Consider the following 17,322-nt stretch of genomic DNA (forward strand, 5'->3'; position numbering starts at 1 on the left):
CTTTTGGGTGAGAGGGTCAGCGGCTGGTCGAGCAGGAAACGACGAGCGCGCTCAGCGAAGCCGACACGCCGGCAAGCGCGGCTTGGTCCACCTCGTAGCGCGAGCGCTGGCGGTCAGGCGCGAAGCGCACCAGCCCCGCCTCGACCAGGATCTTCAGATGCTGCGAGACGGTCGACTGGGCGAGATCGAGATGGTCGACAACGTCCCGACAGCAGCAGAAACCGCTGGCGGACAGGCGTTTCAGGATCTCGATGCGCGCAGGGTGCGAGAGCGCGGCGAAGCGGGCCGCGATGGAGTGGCTGTCGGTGGTGCAAGAGGTTGGCGCGCTCGTCGCGCGGTCCAATTCAGGCAGGGATTCGGTCATCGTTCATCGGCGATAGACGATGAACGATGACGAGGCAAGCTGGCCGGATGGGGAGATTGCAGGCGGAGGGCTGCGAAGGATCGGCTTCGGAACGGCTTGCAGCCGCCCCGCTGACGCTTGCCTACTCCGTCTTCGCCGAATGCGTCGTCATCTGGTCACCCATCGCTTTGAGGTCGGCGGCCTCGCCTTCCTTCGACCGTGGCGGGACCTTGAACACCTGTCCCGGCCAGATGCGGTCGGGATTGCGGATCTGGTCCTGGTTGGCGAGATAGATGGTCGAGTAGCGCATGCCATAGCCGTAAACGCGCCGCGAAATCCGCCACAGCGTGTCGTGACGGCGGATGATCACGGCTCCATTGGCATGTTCGAGCTTAGGTGAAACGGTCTCGGCCACATCGGAAGGCGGCGTAGCCGCTGCATCGGCCGGAGCCGGTTCCGCCGGGTTGGCGGGCGCTTCAGCGGCAGCCGACGGTTCGGCAGACTTTGCATCGGCCGCCTTGGATCCAGCAGGCGCCACGGCAGCGACCGCCTCGCCCGGTTCGCGCTCGAACGGTACGGCGGCGCGGGCCACCACCTTCACCCCGTCGGCATCGAGGCCATCGACACGGATGGTGTAACTGCCGACCGGCACGTCGCGCCTCGCCTCAACCAGGAAGTGGCCATTCGGCGATGCCTGCGCCTCGCCAAGCAGGATGTCGTTGGCATAGGCGCGCACCTTGCGGCCCGGGTCGGCGAGGCCGGCGACAAAAATCTTGCTGCCGTCAATCTCGACCGCTTCGACGACGATCTTGGGTTCAGCCACGGATGGCGCGGGCGGCGTTGTCGGCGCCGCAGGAGCAGGCGTTGCTTCGATGGCGGCGGACGTGCCTGGCGCCGGAGCCGCGGCTGCAGGCGCTTCCGATGTTGTCTGCGGCTGGGGCACGGTCAGCAGTTCGGCCGGCTTGCCCGGTTCCTCGACCATGGCCAGCACCTGGCCGCTCGCATTGGCGGGAATGGAGACGACGGCCGTCTGGGCGGAAGCGGTCGCGACATCGCCGGCGGTGGAGCGCAAGGCAATCGTATAGTCACCAGGCTTCAGCGGATCATCGAGCACGATGACGAAGGCGCCATCCGGACCGGCGACCGTCGAGCCGATCACGGTCGAACCGTTGAGGATCTCGACCTTTGAATTGGGCGCGGCATTGCCGGCGACGACGATCGAACCATCGCCTTCAACGCGCACCACGTCGAAGGTCGGGGCGATCGGACCCGCGACGGCAGGCGCGGTTGCCTCAGAGGTGGGAGCGGACGGTGCCGCAGCCTGCGGCAGCCGCGCTTCCGTGCCCGGATTGGCCGGCTCCGGCGCCACAGGCGGAGCCTGCGCCGCGACGTCCGCCGGCGGCGTGCGATTGAAATATGGGTCGAGCGCGCCCGACACATAGGCGGTTCCCGCGACCGCAACGGTCCCACCCGCCGCGAACAGAAACGCCTTCAACGGATTGATCGCCATCTACTTCCCTGCCCCTTAGCCACCTAACGCCGGTCTAGCCTGTTTTACCATCACCGACAAGAAAAAGCCCGGACTTCTCGGCCCTTAGGGCTTGACCGCGCTTTCAGACCCAATCACCAATCATCGGCATGAATACGATTCGATCCGTCTGCGTGTATTGCGGCTCGTCTCCGGGCCGTGATGAAACCTATGCCAAGGCTGGTCACCTGCTCGGGCGATCGCTTGCGCGCTCCGGCCTCAGGCTGATCTATGGCGGCGGCACCAAAGGTATCATGGGCGCCGTCGCTGAAGGCGCGCTCAAGGCCGGCGGCAAGGTCACCGGCATCATTCCCCGCTTCCTGATCAACAGGGAAGCAACCGAAACCGCGCTAGACCGGCTCGACGAGCTCGTGATCACCGAAAACATGCACGAGCGCAAACATAAGATGTTCGAGAAATCCGACGCCTTTGTGGCGCTGCCGGGCGGCATCGGCACAGTCGAGGAGATCGTCGAGGTCATGACCTGGGCGCAACTTGGCCATCACCGCAAGCCGATCGTCTTCGGCAATGTCGGCGGATTCTGGGATCCCATGCTGGCGCTTATCGACCATATGGCAACCGAAGGCTTCATTCACACCGCACAGCGGGTCAAGCCGCTGGTCGTCAATGACCCCGAGGCAATCGTCGCCGCCATCATGGTGGCAGGCTCCTCGGTCGATGCGCCGACGGAGGGCGTGCAGTCGGTGATAGATAAGATGTAGGGGAGTAAGGGAGTAGCGGAAGACAGAACCTACTGCCCTACTGCCCTACTGCCCTACTGCCCTACTGCCCTACTGCCCTACTGCCCTACTCCAGCCTGCCGCAGATCAGCGATTACCGCCCGCCGATCTTGGCGCCGCCAGGCAAAATGGATCGAGACCTTGCGCTCGAACCATGGCAGGTCCCGAAACAGGATCCCGGGAGGCGCGGCGATGCGCAGGCTCGACTGGACGGTGGCAAGACCGAGGCCGGCGCTGACAAGGCCGAGCGAGGTCAACGGGTCCGCCGTCTCATAGGCGATATCGGGCAGGAAACCCGCCTTGGCGCAGGCGGCCAGGAACTGGCCGCGATTGGTGTCGTCTGGCTGGCGCACGACGGTGATCCAGACGCGGCCGTCGAGATGGTGCGGCTGGATATCGGCCACTTCGGCGAGCGGATCGCCTTCGGGCATCGCTAGCGCCAGCGGCTCGTGGCGCAGCGGCATGCTGGCGACATCGGGATCGTCCGCGGCGGGCGGCGAATAGACCAGGCCCAGATCCAGCGACCGCTGCCGCAGCTCCTCGATCTGCGCCGCCGAGCGCAGGCTTCTCAACTGGAGATGAAAATCCGGCCGGTCGCGGCGGAATTGGCGTAGCATCGCGGCGACAAGCCCGGCATGCACGGCGCCTTCGACATAGCCGATGGCAAGACGCCCGACAGACCCTCTGGCAAGGTTTCGACCAAGTTCCTCCAGCCGGCGCGCGTTTGACAGCAGCGCGCGGGCCTCGGCGAGAAAGGCGCGGCCCTCGGCATTGAGATGGACGCGCTGTTTTACCCGTTCGAACAGGGTTACGCCAAGCTGCTGTTCAAGCTGCATGATCTGCCGGCTCAGCGGCGACTGCGAAATATGCAGCAGCTCGGCGGCGCGACCGACATTGCCGGTTTCCGCGACGGCGACGAAATATCGGATCTGGCGCAAGTCGAACATTTTTTGCTCCGCGCGGCATCAAGTCTTCAAAAGTCTCAACTTTAGCCTAATCAGTCTTGGACAGTCTGACCATCCAGCGCGATACCTGCCGTCACCTACCGCTGACAAACAGGAGACCGACATGCAGTTCTTTGCCCTCCTCACCCGCAACACCGAAAAATTCGCCGATGCCGATTTCGCGCCGCTGCTGCCCGGCGAGGCCGAGCAGCGGCGCACGCTCTACGCCCAGGGCGCGGTTCGCCAGGTCTGGAACCGTGGCGACATTCCCGGGAGCGGCATGATGTTCGAGGCGGCCAGCGATGCCGACGTGCGCAGTCATCTCGGCAGCTTGCCGCTGGTCAAGGCCGGCATGATGGACATTGCCGCAATCGTGCCGCTGAACCCTTATCCCGGTTTCGGTCCGAAGCGCTAAGTGTGGCAGTCGCAATGCGGTGGCGGCGAAAGGCGCCGCCGCACTGACGCGGCCGCTCGAGAGAGTGTGATCGGCTGTCAAGGAACCGTCACACGAAACCCCGCCGCCCATGCTAGATGTTGCAATCACGCGCCGCCAAGCGGTGCGATGCTCGAAATATGCATCCGGCACTACACCATGGATACTGCTCTCGCCCCGGAAGGCGCCGACCTGTCGCCCTACCTGCCAGACGAGCATGGGCTGTTCTTCATCTATCATTTCACCGCCGACGGCCTGCGCACCAAGGATGCCGCCGGCGCGCAATGGACGTGGCGCAGCTACCAGCTTTCCGACATGCGCGCACGCCACGAGATCGCCGCCGAACAGGCCCTGCCGGCGCCAGTGCGCGAGGCCTTCCTGTCCGCCAGCCATGGCTGCCACATCGACCTCGAGGATGACTGGCTCTACGGCGACCTGCCGGACCTGCGTCACGACTATTCGGCGGAAGCCGGCGGGCTTGGCCATTTCCGTTTCGCCCTCAACGACACCATGCTGGTCGGCGCCCGCAAGCAGCCCTTGCAGTCGGTCGACAATATCCGCAAGGCGATCGAGAACGGCTCGCGCAAGTTTCGCTCGCCGGCCGAGCTGATCGAGGCGGTCGTGGGCCAGTCGTTCGACGGCATGGCGGTGGAACTCGCTGCACTTGGCGACAGTCTCGACGGCATCGAGGACCGCATCGTCTGCGACGCATGGCACAATGAGCGGCAGGCGCTCGTCGATGCGCGCCGGCACCTGGTGGTGATTCACCGGCAGATGGCGACCCTGACCAATCTGTTTCGCCATCTCGACCATTCGCACCGCAACGACCTGCCCGATTCGATCAACGACATGGCAGCACGGCTTTCGCACCGCGCGCAGACGCTGCACTATGATGGCGAGCAGTTGCAGGCGCGCGCCAGGCTGTTGCAGGACGAGCTGATGGCCAAGCTGACGACGCAGTCGAACCGGCTGCTCTACGTGCTGTCGGTGATGACCGCGGTGCTGTTGCCAATGACGATCATCTCGGGCCTGTTCGGCATGAATGTCGGCGGCTTGCCGCTGGTCAACACGCCGATAGGCTTCTGGGTGGTGACTGCGGTTTCGATGCTGATCGCCGGAGCGACCTATCTCTTCGTCAGGCGGCTCGGGCAGATGTAGCCCGGCGCGCCGTCGCCAGCATCGACCAGGAATACATGGCCAGCGCCGCCCAGATCAGGGCAAAGGCGACAGCCTGGGTGGTGTCGAACGGCTCTTTGAAGATCAGCACGGCGATCAGGAACACAATGGTCGGCGCAATATATTGCATGATACCTATGGTGGAGAGACGCAAAAGCCTGGCGCCGAATGCGAACAGCAGCAGCGGCACCGCGGTCACCGGCCCGCAACCGGCCAGCAACGCCGCATCGACGCCGTTGCCGGAAACGAAATGGTCCTGTCCGGTGGCGATCAGCCAGGCGATATAACCCAAGGCCGGCACCGACAACAGAAGCACTTCGAGCAGAAAACCCTGGCTGGGGCCGATCGGCAGCGTCTTGCGGAAAAAACCGTAGGCGGCGAAGGAAAAGGCCAGCGCCAGCGATACCCATGGCAACTTGCCAGCCTCGATCGTCAGCACGGCGACCGCGATCGCCGCAAGCACCACGGCCGCGATCTGCAGCCGATCGAGCCGCTCGCCGAGCAGCAGGGCGCCGACCACGACGCTGACCAGGGGATTGATGTAATAGCCAAGGGCGGTTTCTACGGTGCGGTCGACGGCGATCGCCCAGACGTAGACGCCCCAATTGACCGAGATCAGCGCCGCCGTCAGCGCCGCCATGGCGATCGTGCGGGGCGAACGGATTGCCGCCTTGAAATCCGCCGTGCGGCCGGCCCAGACCAGAACCGCGGCGGCGATCGGCACCGACCAGACGATGCGGTGGGCAATCACCTCGGCAAGCGGCAGGTGCGCAACCGCTTTCATGTAGAAAGGCAGCAAACCCCACAAGAAATAGGCACCCAGCGCCAGCAGGAAGCCGCGGCGGGCTTTTGAAACTGCGTCCTGGGTAATTGCTTCAGCGGCCATGGCCCAACGCTATGGCCCAGTAACCTTGGCAAGACCATCGCAAAGTTCTGATGGATCAATGGACTTTCGCTGATGGTTCAAACTTACTCCGCCGCCACCAGACCCGCCATGTCCCGGTTCTTCATCAGCTTGTAGATGATGGAATCCATCAGCGCCTGGAACGAGGCGTCGATGATGTTTTCGGAAACGCCGACCGTCCACCAGCGGGCACCTGTCGCATCATGCGATTCGATCAGAACGCGAGTGATCGCCTCGGTGCCGCCATTGAGGATACGCACCTTGAAGTCGGCGAGTTCCAGATCGGCGATTTCGCCCTGGTATTTGCCGAGATCCTTGCGCAGTGCGATGTCGAGCGCATTGACGGGGCCGTGCCCCTCGGCCACCGACATCTTCTCCTCGCCCTCGACCAGCACCTTGACCACCGCTTCCGACACCGTCTTCAACTGGCCATTGGCATCGAAGCGGCGTTCGATCATGCAACGGAACGAGGTGACGTGGAAGAACTCGGGCAAGCCGTGCAGCATCTTGCGTGCCAGGAGCTCGAAGGAGGCGTCGGCGCCCTCATAGGCATAGCCGGAGGCCTCACGCTCCTTGACCACCGATATCAATGCGTCGAGCCGGTGATCGTCCTTCGGCACATCGATGCCGCGCCGCTTCAGCTCGGCCAGGAAATTGGCCTTGCCGCCCTGGTCGGAAACCATGACGCGGCGGCGGTTGCCAACCGCTTCCGGCGGCACATGCTCGTAGGTCGCAGGTTCCTTGGCGAGCGCCGAAGCGTGGATGCCGGCCTTGGTGGCGAAGGCGGAAGCGCCGACATAGGGCGCCTGCGCCTCCGGAGCGCGGTTCAAGAGTTCGTCGAAGGCGCGCGACAAGCGCGAAATGCCGGTAAGCGCCTCGGCGGAAATCCCCGTCTCGAAACGGTCGGCGAAGGCCGGCTTCAACGCCAGCGTCGGCACGATGGAGATCAGATTGGCGTTGCCGCAGCGTTCGCCAATGCCGTTCAGCGTGCCCTGGATCTGGCGCACGCCCGCTTCGACCGCGGCCAGCGAATTCGCCACCGCCTGGCCGGTGTCATCATGGGCATGGATGCCGAGATGGTCGCCGGGAATGCCCGCGGCGACGACCCTTTCGACGGTTGCGCGTAGTTCCGAGGGCTGCGTGCCGCCATTGGTGTCGCACAGGACCACCCAGCGCGCGCCGGCATCATAAGCGGTCTTGGCGCACGCCAGCGCATAATCCGAATTGGCCTTGAACCCGTCGAAGAAATGCTCGCAATCGACCATCGCCTCCTTCCCCGCGGCAATGGCGGCTTCCACCGAGGCCTTGATGGACTCCAGATTCTCCTCATTGCTGCAGCCGAGCGCCACACGGACATGATAGTCCCAGCTCTTGGCGACAAAGCAGATGGCGTCCGACCGCGACTGGACGAGTGCGGCAAGCCCAGGATCGTTGGAAGCCGACACCCCCGCCCGCTTGGTCATGCCGAAGGCGACGAACTTTGCCTGCGCGGTGCGCTTCTCCCTAAAGAAGGCCGTGTCGGTCGGGTTGGCGCCGGGGTAACCGCCCTCGACATAGTCGAGGCCGAATCCGTCGAGCAGCTTGGCGATGGCGATCTTGTCCTCGACCGAGAAGTCGATACCGGGCGTCTGCTGGCCATCGCGAAGTGTTGTGTCGAAGAGGTAGAGGCGTTGCTTTTTCATCGTCCTGTGGGCGCTTGAACGCCCCCCTCTGTCCTACCGGACATCTCCCCCTCAAGGGGGGAGATCGGCAGTTCGAATGTCCCGCCATCACCTGCGGCGCTGAAAATTTGCGAAACCCCAGGTGATGGCCAATCTCCCCCTTTGAGGGGGAGATGGCCGGCAGGCCAAAGGGGGGTGAGCGCCGACATCAGTTTTTCCCCACAAACCGATCCGTCGCCCGGATCAGCCGGTCCAATATCCCTGGCTCGGAATAGGCATGGCCGGCACCCTCGATCAGGTGAAAATCCGCCTTCGGCCAGGCCTTGTGCAGCGCCCAGGCGTAGCGTGCCGGGCACGGCATGTCGTAGCGGCCGTGGACGATGGTGCCGGGAATGTCCTTCAACTTCCAGGCATCGCGCAGCAACTGTCCCTCCTCCAGCCAACCGGCATGGACGAAGTAGTGGTTCTCTATGCAGGCGAAGGCGACGGCGTAGTCGTCCTCACCAAACGGTCCGCTGGTCTCCGGCTCGGGCAAAAGCGTGATCGTCTCGCCTTCCCACAGGCTCCAGGCGCGGGCCGCCTCGATCTGCGCGTTTCTGTCGGACCCCACCAGCCGCTTGCGATAGGCGGCCATCAGGTCGCCGCGCTCGGCCTCGGGGATCGGCGCCAGGAAGCGCTCCCACTTGTCGGGAAACATCTCGGAGACGCCGAACTGATAGTACCATTCGAGTTCGGGGCGGGTCACCGTATAGATGCCCCGTACGACGAGCTCACTGACGCGTTGCGGGTGCGTCTCGGCGTAGGCGAGCGCCAGCGTCGAACCCCAGGAACCGCCGAAGACCAGCCATTTGTCGAAGCCGGCCATTTCGCGCAAGCGCTCGATATCGGCGACCAGGTGCCACGTGGTGTTGGCCTCCAGCGAGGCATTCGGCGTCGACTTGCCGCAACCGCGCTGGTCGAACAGGATGACGTCGTAGAGATCGGGATCGAACAGCCGCCGATGCTTTGGCGAGATGGTGCCGCCCGGCCCGCCATGCAGGAATACCGCCGGCTTGGCGCCTTTGGTGCCGGAGCGTTCCCAATAGACCTGGTGGCCGTCGCCGACGTCGAGCATACCGCTCTCGAAAGCTTCGATCTCGGGATAAAGCGTGCGCAGTTCAGAGCTCATAGTTGCAAACCTTTGGACGGCCAGTCCGTCGTTTCATGGTCGGGATGCTGGAAGGAGATGATCTCCTCCTGCCTAGCGTAATAGTCTGGATCCTGGTGGACGGGCTGGTCGAAGATCGTCTCCACCCAAGGCAGCCGCCCGGCGTAATTGACCTGGATCTGCGGCGCCAGGTCGGAGCGATCGTCGAAGGCGCCGATGGCGATCTCGAAGCCGCCGGGCTGGCGGTAGGTCAGCGGCGTGCCGCAGCGGGCGCAGAAACCGCGATCGATGTTGACCGAGGACTGGAAATAGCTCGGCTCCTCACGGGTCCATTCGACGCCGTCCTTCGGCGCTGTCACCAGGGCGCCGAAAAAGGAACCGAACTGTTTCTGGCACATGCGACAGTGGCAGATGGACGGGCGTCCAAGCTTGCCTTTGATGCGGAAGCGCACGGCGCCGCACTGGCAGCCGCCGGTTCGAATGGTCTCGCTCATGATGTTTTCTCCGGCGGCCATTGCTCGGTGTCGTGGTCGGGATGCTGGTAGGAGACAAGCTCTGCCAGATAGGGGGCCGAACCCATATCCGCCATCGTATCCTCGCCCGGCAATTCTGGAATGGAATCGACGTAAGGCAGCTTTGCCTCGGTGCCCCATTGGATGGTCGGCGCGATATCAGCCGGAGCGTCGAAGGCGGCAATCGCCAGCGCCATGCCGTCCGGCGCCTCGAAAGTCAGCGGCGTTCCGCATTCGGCGCAGAACCCACGCCAGGCAGCGTTCGACGAGCGGAAGCGCTTGGGCTCGCCGCGCGTCCAGTCCACCTTGGCGCCGCGCACCGAGACCAGCGGAAGGTAGAAATTGCCGCTCGCCTTCTGGCACATGCGGCAATGGCAGACCGAGGCATCGCCGAGTGCGCCCTCGACGCGAAAGCGCACGGCGCCGCACTGGCAGCCGCCGGTGTAGATCGGCCGGTTGTCGAGGCTCATGGCAGGTCACTCCGCATCATGGCAGACGGCCTCGACATTGTTGCCGTCGGGATCGAACACGAAGGCGCCATAGTAGTCCGCATGATAGTGCGGGCGCAGGCCCGGCCCGCCATTGTCCTTGCCGCCGGCGGCGAGAGCGGCAGCATGGAAAGCATCAACCTCGGCGCGGCTGCGCGCGGTGAAGGCAACGTGCTGGCGGGCCTTTTGGCCCTCCTTGCCTTCCTGGAGCCAGAACACCGGCCGATCGCGGCCGTAGCCACCGACCTTGGCGCCGCCGGTGTATTCCAGCGGCACCATATGGAGCAGCGAGGCCCCAAGCGGCGCCATCGCCTTGTCATAGAAAGCCTTCGAAGCGTCAAAGTCAGCAACGTCGATGCCGAGATGGTCGATCATGGAACGAACTCCTCCGTTGCTGGTTCCGGCATTTCCGCGCCAGCCAGGCCGGCCGCAATCACGATGTGCTGACAGACATTGTCGATATCCCGGATCACGTCATCATTCCAGAAGCGCAGGGCGGTCCAGCCGAGCGCTGTGAGCTTGGCTGTTCGCGCGGCGTCAGACGCCGAGACCTCATGAGAGGCGTGCTGAGAACCATCCAGCTCAACGATCAGCTTCCTGTTAGGGCAAGCAAAATCGACGATGTAGCCCGCTATTGGCATTTGACGTCGAAACGCCAGCCCCATGAGTCGGTGTGCGCGTATCTCATTCCAAAGCTTCAGTTCGGCGTCGGTCATAGCCTTGCGCATCTTGCGCGCATTGCCTCGATTGACAGGAGACACACGATAATGGATCACGGCGAGGCGCCCCCCTCTGTCCTGCCGGACATCTCCCCCTCAAGGGGGGAGATCGGCAGTTTCGCTGACGGTACCCAACCTCCAACGTCAGCGATTGGCGAAAGCCTCGGTGATATCCAATCTCCCCCCTTGAGGGGGAGATGTCCGGCAGGACAGAGGGGGGTGCTTCGCGCCAACCTCTCCATTCCCGCCACAAGAACAGTCGCCCTCACCGCTTTACCTCCCACGTCGTCACACGTTCGCCGGTGACCGGGTCCTTGCCGTCCTTCAGTTGTACGCCTTGCGCCAACAACTCGTCGCGGATGCGGTCGGCTTCGACCCAGCTCTTGGCGGCGATCAATTCCAGGCGCCTGGCGATCGCCTTGGCGAGCGCGGCTTCGTCGACCTTGGCCGCCCCGACATCGAAACCCAGGAAGGCAAGCGCACCCTTCAGCGAGGCCGCTGCGGCGTTTTCGCCATCGCCGCTGAAGTCGACCGCCTCGCCGGCCAACTGGGTCAAAACCTGGAAGGCGGCGTAGGTGGCGAGATCATCCGACAACGCCTGCACGACCTCGTCCGGCAATTGCCCGACCGCCGGCGCCAGATCGGCCGCGCGTTTCCACTTGCGCAGCGTGTTCTCCGCTTCCTCGAGCTTGCGCACGGAAAAGTCGATCGGTTCGCGATAATGGGTCATCAGCATAGCCAGCCTGAGCACCTCGCCGGGCCATTTGCGGCCGCCGAACGTTTCGGTCTCCAGCAGCTCGTTGATCGAGTAAAAATTGCCGAGGCTCTTCGACATCTTCTGCCCTTCGACCTGCAGGAAGCCGTTGTGCATCCAGATGTTGGCCATCACATCGGTGCCGTGCGCGCAGCGTGACTGGGCGATCTCGTTCTCGTGGTGCGGGAAGATCAGGTCGAGACCGCCGCCATGAATATCGAAGACCTCGCCCAGATAGGCGGCGGACATGGCCGAGCATTCGATGTGCCAGCCCGGCCGGCCCCTGCCCCATGGGCTCTGCCAGCCCGGCTCCTCCGGGGACGACAACTTCCACAGCACGAAGTCGCCAGGATTCTTTTTGTGCGCGTCGACTGCAACGCGAGCACCGGCCTGCTGCTCGTCGAGATTTCGCTTCGACAACTGGCCGTAGTCGGACATCGAAGCGGTGTCGAACAGCACTTCGCCTGCGGCAACATAGGCATGGCCGCGTTTGATCAGGCTTTGAATCAAGGTGATCATGTCTGCCTTGCCGTCGGCGCGGGGCTCGACGAACTCGGTGGCGCGCGGCTCGACTGTTGGCTCCAGGCAGCCGAGCGTCGCGACGTCCTTGTGGAATTGGCCCGCGGTCTTCTCCGTCACCCGCCTTATCGCCTCGTTGAGCGACAGTCTGCCGGCTGATATCTCGCTGCCGAAATCGCGCAGTGCGCGTGCGTTGATCTTGTCATCGACATCCGTGATATTGCGCACATAGGTGACGTGCGTCTCGCCATAGAGATGGCGCAGCAGCCGGAACAGCACGTCGAAGACGATCACGGGCCTGGCATTGCCGATATGGGCGAAGTCGTAGACGGTCGGACCGCAGACATACATGCGCACGTTCAGCGCGTCGATCGGGACGAAATCCTGCTTCGCGCGCGTCAGCGTGTTGTAGAGGCGCAGGCCCTTCGATGCGTCAGACATTCCATGCCTTTCCGGTTCAGAACTTTTGCCTGGATGAAGCCAGCTCCGCGCCGAGGCGCAAAACGGACTCCAGCCTGCTGGCCGGGGCGTTTGTCCAATCTAGGGGAAGATGAGGCGAAAACGTCCGGACCAGCGCGAAGCTAGCCAATAATGCAAATGCCACAAATGGCGAAAGACGTTTTCATAGGCGGCTTTATCGCCTTGGCCAGTGTTGCCGTCAAGTCGCTTATCCCGAGAAAAACGACGCCAGAACCTGCAAATGCGTCGCCCGATCACACGGAATCAGCCACTGAAACATTTTATTAAACATGTCGGCACAGTCATGAAACATACGCCGGCTAGATCAACCTGCGTCACGATTTGGTCGGATTCGGCCGCCAAACGCAGACACGGAAACGTTATCTGGGAAGAGACACATGCCTCGAAGCAAGCAGGAAGCCAACCGCGCCAAGCAACCAGCGCTGGCAAACCATTATCGCGCAATCGGCCCGGCCGCGATCGTCGCCGCCCTGCTCCACACCGCGAAGAAGAAAAAGCCGGTGCAGAAAATCGTATCGCCCCGCGCTGCCTGAAGCAGTGCGCGATCGGCCCAAGGGTCGGAACGAGGCGCCAAACCGCACCTCGAACAGAGTTCCTGCTAAAACAGCGTCATCTGACTGTCGTCCGCGCCGGGTTTCCGGCGCTTGACCTTCTCGGGCTCGGGCCCGATCTCCCCCTTCTCCTGAATCTCCGGCCCGGTGTTGGCGACCTTGTTGACGAGGTCGGAGACCGGAATCGCTTCGAAGAAGTCGCGTTGCGCCGGCCGCAACAGGTCGGCGACGTCGCGCGGCTCAAGTCCGCGGCAATCGAGCCAGCGGGTGAAGTCTTCAGGTGCGATCACCACCGGCATGCGGTCATGGATATGCGCGATGTCGGCATTGGCCTCGACCGTCAGAATGGCGCCGGTGTCCAACTCCGAGCCGCCCGGTTCCGCATAGGTTTCAACCAGCCCGGCAAAGGCGACCAACTCGCCATGCCGCGGCCTGATCCAGTAAGGCTGCCCCTTCCTGCCGCCCGCCTCTCCGGGCCGCGCCTGGCGCCATTCGTAAAAACCTGATGCCGGCACCAGCGCCCGGCGATGGCGCATGGCGGCTTTGAACGAGGCCTTTTCGATCACGCCTTCGGAGCGTGCGTTGAACAGCAGCGGAAATTCGCCGACATCCTTTACCCAGGCGGGGATCAGGCCCCAGCGCACCAGCATCGGCCGGCGGTCCGGCAGGTTGGAACCCGGCGCCCGCGGCGGGCCTGAGATCGCCATCAGCACCGGCTGCGTCGGCGCTATATTGTAGCGCGTAGGAAACTGCTCCACCTCCGCCAGCCCGAGGAAAGCGGCTGTCTGGTCCGGTGTCGCGGTCAAGGCAAAACGTCCGCACATGTCTATTGGTCCTGATGTCCGGTTTCGAAAGTGGCGATGGAACAGCTGCACTGCAACCGTTAAAGCTGTCCGGCGTCGGCCGGTCCACAACAGGCTGCCGTAAATCAGGGCGATCGGATATCCATGGACGAAGTGCGAAAAGTCATTCCCGCGGTCTCGGTCGCCGTTGTGCGCGGCGACGCCGTGCTTCTGGTCAAGCGGGCGCGACAACCCTCGCAAGGGTTCTATGCATTCCCGGGCGGCAAGGTCGAAGCCGGTGAGACGCTGGAACAGGCGGCACGGCGCGAATTGCTGGAGGAGACGCAATTGCAGGCCGAAAACTACCGACGGCTGCGCGAAATCCTCATCGACGGCACGCTCGACGGGCATCCGGTCGATTACCTGCTGACGGTATTCGGTGCGGCCCATGCCGGGGGCGAGGCCGTGGCCAGCGACGACGCCGAGACCGCCGCCTTCTACACGCTGGCCGAAATGGCTGATCTGCCGCTTGCCGGTTCGGTGCTCGCGGTCGCCGAGGAACTGCTCGGACGGCCGTCGCAAACCCCTGAGCGACCCTGAAATCCGGAATTCGCCCGGCACAATCGCCTTGCAGGCGGCAAATTGTTTGGCCAGATTGACTTATGCGTTGCCTTCCTCTCCTTCTCGCGACATGCCTTGCCGTCAGCCCTGTGGCGGCACGACCGGCGTTCAGCGCCGAGGCACCCTTCGAACCGGGGCTGATGCGGCTGGCGGAGGTTCTGGGGTCGCTGCATTTCCTGCGCAATCTGTGCGGCGAAAAGGGCGACCAGTGGCGCGGCGAGATGCAGAAGCTGCTCGAATCGGAGAACCCGGATCCGCAACGGCGCGCCCGCTTCATCGCCAGCTTCAATCGCGGCTACCGCTCATTCGGCGGCACCTACACGCAATGCACCGCGTCGGCGACCGAAGCCATCGGCCGCTACATGAAGGAAGGCGAGACCCTGTCGCGCGACATCGCCTCGCGCTACGGAAACTAGCCCATATCGCCCAAAGTGCCCTCGCAAGAGCGCATCCGGCCTTCATCAACAGATATCCGGTCCATTGGCGGCGACTGCGGGCATATCCAGCTTGTGTCGAGAACTGTCATGGTGCAATCCTTTTGTTGCGCTTATGCAACAGCGTTAATGAAACGTTAGCGCGCGGATGTGGAATTAACTCAAACTGAAGGTTTTCACCCCGCAGGCACGCCTAATCGGCTAAGTTTGACCAGGATTGAATGCAGCTTCGCAAGCGCAACCGGCCTCCTGTAAAGAACGATCAAAAAAATGTCGTATTTACAAAGACTTATTTGCGGCTGCGTGTAAACGGAACAGATCAAGCCTGATCCATCGAAGGATCGCTGCTTGCAAGGGTGGACATCGCTTATGGAACATGGTGTCAACGACATCGACGCGCTGGTCAGGGAAGAAAAGCGCCTGACCGCGGTGGAGAGCCACAGCGAGGCCTGGGCCGAAGGTCTTTCGGCAGGCATAGAACCCGAGATCATCGCCGAAGCGGCGCTTGAAACCGCGTTCGGCGAAATGCTGCGCGCCAACGGCGAGACATCGGCCCTTGCCCTGCTCGACCGCATGCGTGAAAAGGTGATTGCTGGCGCCTTCGAACCCGAACGGCTGCGGCACTGAACCGACGTCCGGTTCTTTGACGGCAAATGCCGCTCGGGCATCATGCCCGGAAGCAGGGAGAAACGGGCAGTGAATTTTTCGATGTCAGGCGAGCCGCGCGGCTTGGTCCTTTGCATCTGTTTCGCCGCGTGCAGTGCCGCGATTCCCTTGGTTGCGTGTCTGACAAGCAGTCCCGCTTATGCGCTGAGCGAGATCAAGCGCGAAGAACTCCCTTCGCCGGTCCAACCGATGGTAGACGACGACGTGTCGTCGCCGGGAAGCACCGTGCCGATACCCGATCCGGTCGGAACGCCATCTTCGACCAGCCAGCCAACCGCCCCGGACAAGGCCGAGCCGGTCACCCCGCCGAACGGCGATGGTGCCACCAACAGGCCGCGCGTCGATCCCGACGCGCCCACGCCGGAGGTCGTCTACGACCTCGGCAAGCTGCCTGAACCGGTGCGGCGCATGCATGACCTGATCATCGAAGCCTGCGAGAGCGGCGACGTCGAAAGACTGAGGCCTTTGATCGGCAAGGGCGACGGCATGACCCAATTGTCACTGACCGACATAGATGGCGACGCCATTACCTTCCTCAAGGGGCTCTCCGGCGACCAGGATGGCCAGGAGATTCTTGCCATACTGGAGGAGGTGCTCAATGCCGGCTATGTCCATGTCGATGCCGGCACGCCACAAGAGCTCTATGTCTGGCCGTATTTCTTCGCTCTACCCCTGGACAAGCTCGACGCCAGGCAACGGGTCGAGCTGTTCAAGATCGTCACCGCGAGTGACTTCGACGACATGAAGCAGTTCGGCGCCTACATCTTCTACCGCGTCGGCATCACGCCCGCTGGGCAATGGACGTTTTTCGTCGCCGGCGACTGAAACTCGGACACGCGAGTGCCTATTCGTGCGGATCGTCTCGGCGAATGCCTGCATCGGGCCATAGGCGGATAGCTTCATCCCGAAGAGCCGAGATCGCCTTTGTGGCCATGTCGGGATTCATTTGCAGGACTTCGGCAGCGTTGCGTAGCTCGTCCTGGTCCTGAAGCTTGTTTGCGACCCAGGCAACCTTGTTCTGGATATCAGGGCCGTAGGCGGTCTGCGCCTTGACGCGAGCCTGCGCCGGGATGCGTCCATAGATGCCAATCAAGATCCCAAGATCGATGGCATCGCGATATGCGGTCGCGCGATCCTGACACCGATCGGCATTGGCCAGCAGCTTCTCGGCAAACATGTCCGCTGCAACGAGGACGGGCACCTTTAGATCATTGTCGACATGACCTTGAAGTTGGATGCGCCCTTCGCGGATCACTTCGAATTTGATCGGGTTGGCCCTGCAATCTTACGATTGTCCTCAAACCATACTGATCGATCTGGAAATCTCGGACGGCTTCGACGGGTTCGGGGAAAAATGCCCTGATCCCTCGTTGGACCGCATGGGTCCGCAATTCACGATAACCATCGGCATCGGCACACAGGAAATCAACATCCAGGGATCGTCGGTACTCGCCGAATTTCATGACAATCGCCGTCCCACCCCCAAACCAGCATTTGTTCGCGGTCAGGAGATGGTGGTCCATCAAGCCGAGAGCCTCAGCGATGATCCGGTGTTCGGGCTTCTTGAATTCCTTCATGATTTCCGCTCGCGTATGTTCTTGTGAATATTCCAGTTGCGGAGAAATCAGGAAGGAAACGAAACTTCAGCCAGTGGTCAAAAGAATGCCCTGGCCGAATTTTTCCGCCAGGTTCTGGATAAGCAGCCTTTCAGATGTTGTAAGGCGCTCTTGATCGACAAACCGCCAGTTGCGCTCGTAGATGGCGAAAGCTTCCTCGGCAGGAATTGGGCGCGTTGCATCGCGGCTCCAGACGAGTGCCTGGAGCTCCGGAAACTCAGCGGGAACAATCATTGGCGTGATATCTGTGCGCATAACCCACTCAACTTAGTGGATCGTGCCTAAGAAATCCAACGATGTGAAA

At 62.8% G+C, this 17,322-nt stretch carries 23 protein-coding genes; 8 read left to right on the forward strand and 15 right to left on the reverse strand.

Annotated features, from left to right (window positions below; translation table 11 throughout):
* Positions 1-16 precede the first annotated feature (16 nt).
* Both FJ443_RS25635 and FJ443_RS25640 read right to left on the reverse strand, forming a co-directional pair.
* Positions 17-364, reverse strand: a complete 348-nt coding sequence (locus tag FJ443_RS25635; protein WP_140624541.1) for a metalloregulator ArsR/SmtB family transcription factor — start codon at positions 362-364, stop codon at positions 17-19.
* A gap of 121 nt (positions 365-485) precedes the next feature.
* Positions 486-1,853: an Ig-like domain-containing protein gene (locus tag FJ443_RS25640; protein ID WP_140624540.1), complete on the reverse strand. Its 1,368-nt coding sequence runs from the start codon at positions 1,851-1,853 to the stop codon at positions 486-488.
* Positions 1,854-1,981: 128 nt separating this feature from the next.
* On the opposite strand from FJ443_RS25640, the gene FJ443_RS25645 reads away from it, so the two are divergent.
* The gene (locus FJ443_RS25645; RefSeq protein ID WP_140494518.1) at positions 1,982-2,593 is read left to right on the forward strand and encodes a TIGR00730 family Rossman fold protein; all 612 of its coding nucleotides are present in this window, start codon (positions 1,982-1,984) and stop codon (positions 2,591-2,593) included.
* Between the two features lie 77 nt (positions 2,594-2,670).
* Here the strand turns inward: FJ443_RS25645 and FJ443_RS25650 are convergent, their stop codons facing one another.
* On the reverse strand, positions 2,671-3,558 hold the full coding sequence (locus FJ443_RS25650) for a LysR substrate-binding domain-containing protein (protein WP_140666246.1): 888 nt from the start codon (positions 3,556-3,558) through the stop codon (positions 2,671-2,673).
* Positions 3,559-3,679: 121 nt separating this feature from the next.
* Here FJ443_RS25650 and FJ443_RS25655 point away from each other — a divergent pair, with 121 nt between their 5' ends.
* Positions 3,680-3,970, forward strand: coding sequence for a muconolactone Delta-isomerase family protein (locus FJ443_RS25655; RefSeq protein WP_140666247.1), 291 nt, complete (start codon positions 3,680-3,682; stop codon positions 3,968-3,970).
* Between the two features lie 177 nt (positions 3,971-4,147).
* Entirely contained in the window at positions 4,148-5,146 is a 999-nt protein-coding gene (locus FJ443_RS25660; protein ID WP_140494524.1) for a transporter, read from the forward strand.
* Here FJ443_RS25660 and rarD read toward each other — a convergent pair.
* The 8 genes from rarD to cysS form a co-directional block, all read right to left on the reverse strand.
* A complete protein-coding gene (gene rarD / locus FJ443_RS25665) occupies positions 5,124-6,050 on the reverse strand; it encodes an EamA family transporter RarD (protein ID WP_140494526.1) in 927 nt (308 codons plus the stop codon). The two genes, FJ443_RS25660 and rarD, sit on opposite strands and share 23 nt — an antisense overlap.
* 83 nt (positions 6,051-6,133) lie before the next feature.
* A complete protein-coding gene (gene cimA / locus FJ443_RS25670; protein WP_140666249.1) occupies positions 6,134-7,750 on the reverse strand; it encodes a citramalate synthase in 1,617 nt (538 codons plus the stop codon).
* A gap of 187 nt (positions 7,751-7,937) precedes the next feature.
* Positions 7,938-8,897 (reverse strand): prolyl aminopeptidase, encoded by a 960-nt coding sequence (pip, locus tag FJ443_RS25680; RefSeq protein ID WP_140559468.1) that lies wholly within the window; start codon positions 8,895-8,897, stop codon positions 7,938-7,940.
* Complete coding sequence (locus tag FJ443_RS25685; protein WP_140494534.1) at positions 8,894-9,370, reverse strand: GFA family protein; 477 nt, start codon at positions 9,368-9,370, stop codon at positions 8,894-8,896. Before FJ443_RS25685 ends, pip begins: the two co-directional genes overlap by 4 nt.
* On the reverse strand, positions 9,367-9,858 hold the full coding sequence (locus FJ443_RS25690) for a GFA family protein (RefSeq protein ID WP_140494536.1): 492 nt from the start codon (positions 9,856-9,858) through the stop codon (positions 9,367-9,369). The genes FJ443_RS25685 and FJ443_RS25690 overlap by 4 nt, the downstream gene beginning before the upstream one ends.
* Positions 9,859-9,864: 6 nt before the next feature.
* Positions 9,865-10,251: a VOC family protein gene (locus tag FJ443_RS25695; protein ID WP_140580914.1), complete on the reverse strand. Its 387-nt coding sequence runs from the start codon at positions 10,249-10,251 to the stop codon at positions 9,865-9,867.
* Complete coding sequence (locus FJ443_RS25700; RefSeq protein WP_140666284.1) at positions 10,248-10,604, reverse strand: endonuclease domain-containing protein; 357 nt, start codon at positions 10,602-10,604, stop codon at positions 10,248-10,250. Before FJ443_RS25700 ends, FJ443_RS25695 begins: the two co-directional genes overlap by 4 nt.
* A gap of 256 nt (positions 10,605-10,860) precedes the next feature.
* A complete protein-coding gene (gene cysS, locus FJ443_RS25710; RefSeq protein WP_140666253.1) occupies positions 10,861-12,309 on the reverse strand; it encodes a cysteine--tRNA ligase in 1,449 nt (482 codons plus the stop codon).
* A 416-nt stretch (positions 12,310-12,725) separates the two neighbouring features.
* On the opposite strand from cysS, the gene FJ443_RS25715 reads away from it, so the two are divergent.
* On the forward strand, positions 12,726-12,881 hold the full coding sequence (locus FJ443_RS25715; protein WP_140494544.1) for a hypothetical protein: 156 nt from the start codon (positions 12,726-12,728) through the stop codon (positions 12,879-12,881).
* A gap of 65 nt (positions 12,882-12,946) precedes the next feature.
* Here the strand turns inward: FJ443_RS25715 and FJ443_RS25720 are convergent, their stop codons facing one another.
* Positions 12,947-13,723, reverse strand: a complete 777-nt coding sequence (locus tag FJ443_RS25720; protein WP_140565025.1) for an SOS response-associated peptidase — start codon at positions 13,721-13,723, stop codon at positions 12,947-12,949.
* A 123-nt stretch (positions 13,724-13,846) separates the two neighbouring features.
* Between FJ443_RS25720 and FJ443_RS25725 the strand changes: the two genes are divergently transcribed.
* The 4 genes from FJ443_RS25725 (at position 13,847) to FJ443_RS25740 (ending at position 16,227) form a co-directional block, all read left to right on the forward strand.
* Entirely contained in the window at positions 13,847-14,281 is a 435-nt protein-coding gene (locus FJ443_RS25725; RefSeq protein ID WP_140494548.1) for an NUDIX domain-containing protein, read from the forward strand.
* A gap of 62 nt (positions 14,282-14,343) precedes the next feature.
* The gene (locus tag FJ443_RS25730; protein WP_140494550.1) at positions 14,344-14,718 is read left to right on the forward strand and encodes a TIGR02301 family protein; all 375 of its coding nucleotides are present in this window, start codon (positions 14,344-14,346) and stop codon (positions 14,716-14,718) included.
* A gap of 387 nt (positions 14,719-15,105) precedes the next feature.
* On the forward strand, positions 15,106-15,363 hold the full coding sequence (locus FJ443_RS25735) for a hypothetical protein (protein WP_008874920.1): 258 nt from the start codon (positions 15,106-15,108) through the stop codon (positions 15,361-15,363).
* Positions 15,364-15,432: 69 nt separating this feature from the next.
* Positions 15,433-16,227: a hypothetical protein gene (locus FJ443_RS25740; protein ID WP_181168498.1), complete on the forward strand. Its 795-nt coding sequence runs from the start codon at positions 15,433-15,435 to the stop codon at positions 16,225-16,227.
* A gap of 19 nt (positions 16,228-16,246) precedes the next feature.
* Here the strand turns inward: FJ443_RS25740 and FJ443_RS25745 are convergent, their stop codons facing one another.
* From FJ443_RS25745 to FJ443_RS25750, 3 genes are all read right to left on the reverse strand, one after another.
* On the reverse strand, positions 16,247-16,657 hold the full coding sequence (locus FJ443_RS25745) for a nucleotidyl transferase AbiEii/AbiGii toxin family protein (protein ID WP_281405532.1): 411 nt from the start codon (positions 16,655-16,657) through the stop codon (positions 16,247-16,249).
* Positions 16,611-16,979, reverse strand: coding sequence for a nucleotidyl transferase AbiEii/AbiGii toxin family protein (locus FJ443_RS31985; protein ID WP_348641939.1), 369 nt, complete (start codon positions 16,977-16,979; stop codon positions 16,611-16,613). Before FJ443_RS31985 ends, FJ443_RS25745 begins: the two co-directional genes overlap by 47 nt.
* A gap of 66 nt (positions 16,980-17,045) precedes the next feature.
* Entirely contained in the window at positions 17,046-17,273 is a 228-nt protein-coding gene (locus tag FJ443_RS25750; RefSeq protein ID WP_140494553.1) for a hypothetical protein, read from the reverse strand.
* Positions 17,274-17,322: the final 49 nt, after the last annotated feature.

Origin of the sequence: Mesorhizobium sp. B2-6-1 (assembly GCF_006440475.1) — a bacterium.
In the GTDB taxonomy this organism is placed as follows: domain Bacteria; phylum Pseudomonadota; class Alphaproteobacteria; order Rhizobiales; family Rhizobiaceae; genus Mesorhizobium.

What these genes read in the sequence shown, in the direction of transcription:
- FJ443_RS25635 (WP_140624541.1), bottom strand. Translation starts at nt 364, where the DNA reads ATGACCGAATCCCTGCCTGAATTGGACCGCGCGACGAGCGCGCCAACC.
- FJ443_RS25640 (WP_140624540.1), bottom strand. Translation starts at nt 1,853, where the DNA reads ATGGCGATCAATCCGTTGAAGGCGTTTCTGTTCGCGGCGGGTGGGACC.
- FJ443_RS25645 (WP_140494518.1), top strand. Translation starts at nt 1,982, where the DNA reads ATGAATACGATTCGATCCGTCTGCGTGTATTGCGGCTCGTCTCCGGGC.
- FJ443_RS25650 (WP_140666246.1), bottom strand. Translation starts at nt 3,558, where the DNA reads ATGTTCGACTTGCGCCAGATCCGATATTTCGTCGCCGTCGCGGAAACC.
- FJ443_RS25655 (WP_140666247.1), top strand. Translation starts at nt 3,680, where the DNA reads ATGCAGTTCTTTGCCCTCCTCACCCGCAACACCGAAAAATTCGCCGAT.
- FJ443_RS25660 (WP_140494524.1), top strand. Translation starts at nt 4,148, where the DNA reads ATGGATACTGCTCTCGCCCCGGAAGGCGCCGACCTGTCGCCCTACCTG.
- rarD (WP_140494526.1), bottom strand. Translation starts at nt 6,050, where the DNA reads ATGGCCGCTGAAGCAATTACCCAGGACGCAGTTTCAAAAGCCCGCCGC.
- cimA (WP_140666249.1), bottom strand. Translation starts at nt 7,750, where the DNA reads ATGAAAAAGCAACGCCTCTACCTCTTCGACACAACACTTCGCGATGGC.
- pip (WP_140559468.1), bottom strand. Translation starts at nt 8,897, where the DNA reads ATGAGCTCTGAACTGCGCACGCTTTATCCCGAGATCGAAGCTTTCGAG.
- FJ443_RS25685 (WP_140494534.1), bottom strand. Translation starts at nt 9,370, where the DNA reads ATGAGCGAGACCATTCGAACCGGCGGCTGCCAGTGCGGCGCCGTGCGC.
- FJ443_RS25690 (WP_140494536.1), bottom strand. Translation starts at nt 9,858, where the DNA reads ATGAGCCTCGACAACCGGCCGATCTACACCGGCGGCTGCCAGTGCGGC.
- FJ443_RS25695 (WP_140580914.1), bottom strand. Translation starts at nt 10,251, where the DNA reads ATGATCGACCATCTCGGCATCGACGTTGCTGACTTTGACGCTTCGAAG.
- FJ443_RS25700 (WP_140666284.1), bottom strand. Translation starts at nt 10,604, where the DNA reads ATGCGCAAGGCTATGACCGACGCCGAACTGAAGCTTTGGAATGAGATA.
- cysS (WP_140666253.1), bottom strand. Translation starts at nt 12,309, where the DNA reads ATGTCTGACGCATCGAAGGGCCTGCGCCTCTACAACACGCTGACGCGC.
- FJ443_RS25715 (WP_140494544.1), top strand. Translation starts at nt 12,726, where the DNA reads ATGCCTCGAAGCAAGCAGGAAGCCAACCGCGCCAAGCAACCAGCGCTG.
- FJ443_RS25720 (WP_140565025.1), bottom strand. Translation starts at nt 13,723, where the DNA reads ATGTGCGGACGTTTTGCCTTGACCGCGACACCGGACCAGACAGCCGCT.
- FJ443_RS25725 (WP_140494548.1), top strand. Translation starts at nt 13,847, where the DNA reads ATGGACGAAGTGCGAAAAGTCATTCCCGCGGTCTCGGTCGCCGTTGTG.
- FJ443_RS25730 (WP_140494550.1), top strand. Translation starts at nt 14,344, where the DNA reads ATGCGTTGCCTTCCTCTCCTTCTCGCGACATGCCTTGCCGTCAGCCCT.
- FJ443_RS25735 (WP_008874920.1), top strand. Translation starts at nt 15,106, where the DNA reads ATGGAACATGGTGTCAACGACATCGACGCGCTGGTCAGGGAAGAAAAG.
- FJ443_RS31985 (WP_348641939.1), bottom strand. Translation starts at nt 16,979, where the DNA reads ATGAAGGAATTCAAGAAGCCCGAACACCGGATCATCGCTGAGGCTCTC.
- FJ443_RS25750 (WP_140494553.1), bottom strand. Translation starts at nt 17,273, where the DNA reads ATGCGCACAGATATCACGCCAATGATTGTTCCCGCTGAGTTTCCGGAG.